Origin of the sequence: Levilactobacillus angrenensis, from assembly GCF_003946085.1 — a bacterium.
GTDB lineage: Bacteria > Bacillota > Bacilli > Lactobacillales > Lactobacillaceae > Levilactobacillus > Levilactobacillus angrenensis.
On record NZ_RHOB01000039.1, the window covers coordinates 1 to 5,605 of the forward strand.

Genomic DNA, 5,605 nt, shown 5'->3' on the forward strand with positions numbered 1-5,605 from the left:
TCACAAAAGGTTTCGATTTTAATTCGTTCGGAATAGGTTATACTAGACAAAAGATCAGCTCCTAAAAGATGGGTTTGTGGTAAACACCATTTTAAAGGAAGCTGATCTTTTTTGTCCGAACAGCGTTCGGATTAATTTTACAATCTACCTTTTAATTAAAATCCATTGACTTTGTTTTAGAATGATTCTAAACTGTAATTGGATCATTTTTGTAAGTAGACTCACCTCATTGTTTTTCACCAATCTATTAGGAGGCTATATTTTTTATGTCGAAGACAAAAGTTATTGTTGTTGGTGCATCGCACGGCGGCCATCAGTCAGTTCTGGAACTTACTCACAAATACTCAGACCTAGATATTAAACTATTCGAAGCAGGAGATTTTATTTCTTTCATGTCCTGTGGTATGGAACTATATTTAGAAAACAGCGTAACGAATGTTAATGATGTCCGTAATTTTAAACCTGCAGATCTCGAAAAACTTGGGACAGAAGTATACGCCAATCATGAAGTGACAAAAATAAATCCAGAGAATAAGCAAGTTATCATAAAAGACTTAAAATCCGGTAAAATACAGAGCTATGACTATGATAAATTAATTTTAAGCTCAGGCGTCACTCCAAACAATTTACCAGTTCCTGGTCATGAACTAAAAAACGTTTATTCAATGCGCGGCAAGGATTGGGCAGAGAAGATCAAAGCAAAATTATCTGACCCAAATGTCAAAAATATTACTGTTATTGGCGCGGGTTACATTGGGATTGAAGCTGCCGAGGCCAGCATCAAAGCTGGCAAAAATGTTACATTAATCGATATGATTAATCGGCCTTTGGGTAACTATCTAGATACTGAATTAACAGATATCTTATCAAAAGAATTGACCAACAAGGGAGTTCAAGTTGTCACTGGTGCTAAGATCGAAAGCTATGAAGGTCTTGAAGCAGTTTCTGCTGTTAAGACAAGCGATGCAGAATATCCGAGTGACTTGATAATTCAAGCTGCTGGAGTAAAGCCTAATACTGATTGGTTAAGGGGAACGGTTGAACTAGATAAGCGCGGGTGGATTAAAACTGACAAATATTTGAGAACTAATCTGCCTGATGTCTACGCCATAGGTGATGCGGTATTGGCCTATTCAATTCCTGCCCAGAAGGACATGCCGATAGCTTTAGCCACGGTTGCCCGGCGCGAAGCCCGTTATGTAGCGGAACACATCTTTGAGAACACACCATCTATACCATTTTCAGGAGTAGTTGGCTCATCAGCATTAAGTGTTTTCGACTATCACTTTGCCACATCAGGTCTGAATATGACCACAGCCCAAAAGGCCGATATTGAAATTCACACATCCTTTTACAAAGACACTTTGCGTCCAGCTTATGTTCCTATGGAGAAGGGAAATACAGAGGTCTACGTAGAGCTAGATTACAATCCAAACACTCATCAACTATTAGGTGGTGCTGTATTGTCAACTTATGATATCACTGCCCAAGGTAATGTTATTTCATTAGCCATCCAACAAGGATTAAAATTGGAAGATTTGGCCGAAGCTGACTTTTTCTTCCAACCAGGCTTTGACCGACAGTGGAGCCTATTGAATTTAGCAGCCCAACATGCTCTTGGTGAACTTGAGTTTACAAAATAAAAAATTTTAAAGATCACTTACAGCTTGCTGTTTACAATCTATCATGAAACCTTTTACGGATCGGCTGCAAGACATTGCCCAAAGTATGAAGGATAGCAGCCAGCGAATTGAACGGTTGTTTGATTCGCAAACTACCCTACGTGAAGACTTTATTGCTAGTAGAAGTGAGCATAAGGTTATCAACGAACGCCTAGACAATGTTGAAGGCGATGTACGTGAACTCAAAAGTAAATAGTGCTAGGATTAAGTTAATCCTTCAAGATTGACACAACCAAATGACCACTCATCTCATTACGAGGTGGGTGGCCTTTTTTGTGTACATTCTGCTTCATTTAAACGGACAAGTATACGTCTAAAAAGTGAACGTGTCGTCTGAGAGAATAGGAGACTAATCTCCTATTCTCCTTTTTGGTTTATCATTCGAATTATATTTTCACGGTCACGGACATCTACATTTTTCTCTAGATAAATATTTGCCATCTCACGAACGAGATCATACATTTTCACATCTGTTACGTAAGAAATTGTTTTTACTAATTCGTAAACTGGAGGATCAACCTTCAGTGTCTTCCGCTGATAGCTCTTATATTTAGAAGCGTCTAAATCTCTTGAAACGTTAGCTTTTTTTTGAATGGTAACCTGCTGATTATTATTTCGCTTGATCAAAGCCACTGACAGTCATCGCCTTTCCTTTGCTTGTAAGCTTGTTACCAGTTATAAACTGATGAGCATAAGTGAAATTTTCTATATCTCCTGTATTTTCAAAGGACTTGATTCTTAATTCCAGTTCAGAGAATATATCAGCAAATAGTCCCCAAACGCGCTTGTCATGGTAATCTTCAAACTGAATTCCCTGAGCTGCATACCACTCCAATCTCGCATGGTTATTTACAATATTATTGAATACATTGTCTTTTCCAAAATATTCAATTGTTTCTTTTACGATTCTTTGATGAAGCGGACGTTTAGCCTGTAGCAAGACTGGAAGTATTCCGGCAACTTGAAAATGAACTTTATCCCCAAAATCGTCTGCTAATGTTTGAAGATATGTTAAGACAAGACGTTTAGACCCATCGAAAGCAAATTGTTGTGTTTCCTGAATAACGATAATGTAATCAGCACATACCATGGCGTTGTCAACTTTAATATCTGTCGAAGGAGGAACGTCGATAAATATGTAGTCGTATCTATCTTTTATTTTGTTTACTAGCTTGCTAAGATAAAAAGTTCGATCACTTATACTGGAAAATTTATTATCAAGGAAATCTCCAAATTTTCTTGTGTCGTAATCGGAGCCAATTAAATCCAAGTTATCAGAAAGAGAAACAATCCCTTTTTCTAAGGAACCATCTTCTATACAGCTCATGAATGATTGATTAAATGTCAAAACTTGAAATGTTTTAGCTAAGAACTGTGTTGCATTTCCCTGCAAATCGGTATCTATAACTAAAACTTTTTTGTTGTAAAATGAAGAGGCAACAACAGCTTCCATGACAGTATCGGTTGTTTTTCCAACGCCGCCCTTTTGCTGAGCGTTTACAATAACATATCCCATTTGGACACCTCACTTATGTATTTAATGCAATAGTACACTTTTACATTAAATAAAACAAATTAAGGAGACTAGTGTACTAGTGTACTAATCTCCTTGTCTCCTTATACACTAAGAGATTAGGAGATAAAAGCATAAAGCTGTTAAATATAGACCTGTTTTTGTATAAAAGGGGCACTAGTACACTAGTCTCCTTGTCTCCTTTTATCCTAGTGTACTAGTCTCCTTTTAAACATTTTGAAAAAGGAGACTTTTACGATTTGCCTTTACAATTGGCATAAAAGCGTCTATTATTAGTTGTGCAATTAAAACAGAACATAAAAAAACACCCACCAACTGGAATTGGTGAGCGCCACACATAAAAGTCATATTGTTTAACGACTATTATAACATGGCCGGTGCGATTTTTAAAGCCCTAGGGGACAAGCTGGGGTCTAAATCCAAGGGGACACGTTTGCCAGGGCGACTTCAATAAGTCTGGCTATACCACAACAAGGTCATCTGTACGGCTGGGTGGTGAATGGTGAGCGCGACCATTAACGGCGCGGGTGGTAAAATGAAGCTTCGGCTTGGTGCCATTGATTAGTTGGTGATCGAACAAAAATAAATACGTATCATCAACGCCTACTAGGGCGTTTTTTAGTAGGCTAAACCGAAAACGTAGGTTTATAATGAGTGGTGGTAGCAATACCGCAATTGTACAGACAAGCGACGGGCGTTAACGACCGACGAACTAAGGGGAAACTTTTAGTTAGCAGAATTGTACTCTGGTTCAGTTATTTCAAATAGCTGTTTCCAGGGAACAATTCTGCGCTCAAAACGTCACTCCCTCTAAACTGAATGGAAAACCGTAACCCGTCAAGACAAATATAAAGAAAAAAGAAAGTTGGTGGAATTGTTGGAATGTAAGGATTACATTGTTCCATTGAATCCAGATGTGATCGTTAAGAAGACAATCTATCGGAGTTCTGCAAGAATTACTGATCGACAAAGGAACCAAGTGAAGAGAGTTTTGCGTAGTCAAGGGTATCAGGGAAGAATTAGTAGTATTCGATACACTCGGGTAAATTACAAGTATTCCTTTAAAGTATCCGTGAAGTATCAGGGGAGTGTCGGTAAGTTTTTGGTTAATACAAAGAATGAGACAGTTGAATTTAAGGGAATGGTCTAGGAGTAATACCAGTAAATTTCACAAAATTTCTTTCCCCAATTAAAGTCAATCTGCGACCTATACCACTTCTTTTTTGGACAAGTTCACAATCAAAAAATAACGGAATGTGGAAGTACCGCGGTGAATGTGGGTTACTTGGGATAAGCCGCCTTATGTGAAGTAGAAATTGGTATACTAAAAAAGGCTCCCGGTTTAACACTGGAGGCCTTTTTTCTAGGTTACATATTTTGAGGATGAATGTTTTTATCTTCGTAGCTTTTACTTGGGTGCTGTAACATGATGAATACTGCTTGGTTTTTGGTGCCGTACCCCGCAACAGATGCGTCGCTTCGTTGGTATTATCTTAAATGCTAAGTACCGAGTTGAGAAGGATCATAAAGATATTGGCGTCATAATCCCACTGGACGACGAAGAACTTAAATTTTTAATGACTAAAGCCTTGAGACGTTACTTTAACGCCCTAAGAAGCAATGAGAAGCACATCAAGAACGTGGAAAACTACCTGTATGGCACCATGCAAAATCTATTTGGTGTTTGGTGGAATAAACAAGCGGCTAGAGAATACGCGGCCAAACACCCCGAAGAAGAAAAGCCGGCCGACAACGACAACAGTGGGTTGTACTACTAGTCCTAAAAGGCTACAAAATCCTTTCTAAGCAGTTTTAAGACTTACTGACCCTTTATACTTAAGTTAGATTTAAATGGATTAAACAGAAGAATAGGGGCTTTTAAATGAGCGCCAGAGCTAACCAGCGCAAAAGTTCAGCCTTTAGATCAATGCCAACCTCAAGTGGCCTGAGGCCAGGTTTTTATCCGTTGATCAGGTACTCAAAAGGTAGTATAATGGTAGTAGCAGATGAAAGGAGATGAGACCATCATGGCAGTTAAGGAAAAGAAACGGGTCCAAGTCAAGATTGATAAAGATTTGGCCGATGATACCGAAGCAGTTTTAAGCGAATTGGGCTTAAATCCAACCACGGCCATTAACATGTTTTACAAGCGGATTGTTGCTAATGGTGCTTTACCTTTTAATGTGTCTTTAAGCGAAGAAGAAAGAGCTAATTTACGCTTTTTAAAGGCGACCGAAGGGACACCAGTCACCGAGTTCAAAGACGCTAAAGAGGTCGCTGATTGGCTCAACGATCCAGATGAGGACTAATGACTTAGTCAGCCTATACGTTAGTTTTGTAGAAACTAACGGTGGCAAGTCTCGGCCAGTTTTAATTCGTCGGGTATCAG

General features: G+C 38.8%; 4 protein-coding genes and 1 pseudogene. 3 read left to right on the forward strand and 2 right to left on the reverse strand.

Annotated elements, in window-relative coordinates; all coding sequences use genetic code 11:
- Window positions 1–266 precede the first annotated feature (266 nt).
- Entirely contained in the window at window positions 267–1,643 is a 1,377-nt protein-coding gene (locus tag EKM83_RS12680) for an FAD-dependent oxidoreductase (RefSeq protein WP_087717427.1), read from the forward strand.
- A gap of 396 nt (window positions 1,644–2,039) precedes the next feature.
- Here the strand turns inward: EKM83_RS12680 and prgO are convergent, their stop codons facing one another.
- Together prgO and prgP are read right to left on the reverse strand one after the other, a co-directional pair.
- A complete protein-coding gene (prgO, locus tag EKM83_RS12685) occupies window positions 2,040–2,315 on the reverse strand; it encodes a DNA segregation protein PrgO (protein ID WP_060416928.1) in 276 nt (91 codons plus the stop codon).
- Window positions 2,293–3,198, reverse strand: coding sequence for a ParA superfamily DNA segregation protein PrgP (gene prgP, locus EKM83_RS12690; RefSeq protein ID WP_060416927.1), 906 nt, complete (start codon window positions 3,196–3,198; stop codon window positions 2,293–2,295). The genes prgO and prgP overlap by 23 nt, the downstream gene beginning before the upstream one ends.
- Window positions 3,199–4,652: 1,454 nt before the next feature.
- Between prgP and EKM83_RS12705 the strand changes: the two are divergent.
- A pseudogene (locus tag EKM83_RS12705) lies at window positions 4,653–4,994 on the forward strand (replication initiator protein A); the annotation flags it as partial.
- Between the two features lie 249 nt (window positions 4,995–5,243).
- Window positions 5,244–5,525: a type II toxin-antitoxin system RelB/DinJ family antitoxin gene (locus tag EKM83_RS12710; protein ID WP_003646131.1), complete on the forward strand. Its 282-nt coding sequence runs from the start codon at window positions 5,244–5,246 to the stop codon at window positions 5,523–5,525.
- The last annotated feature ends 80 nt before the right edge of the window (window positions 5,526–5,605 follow it).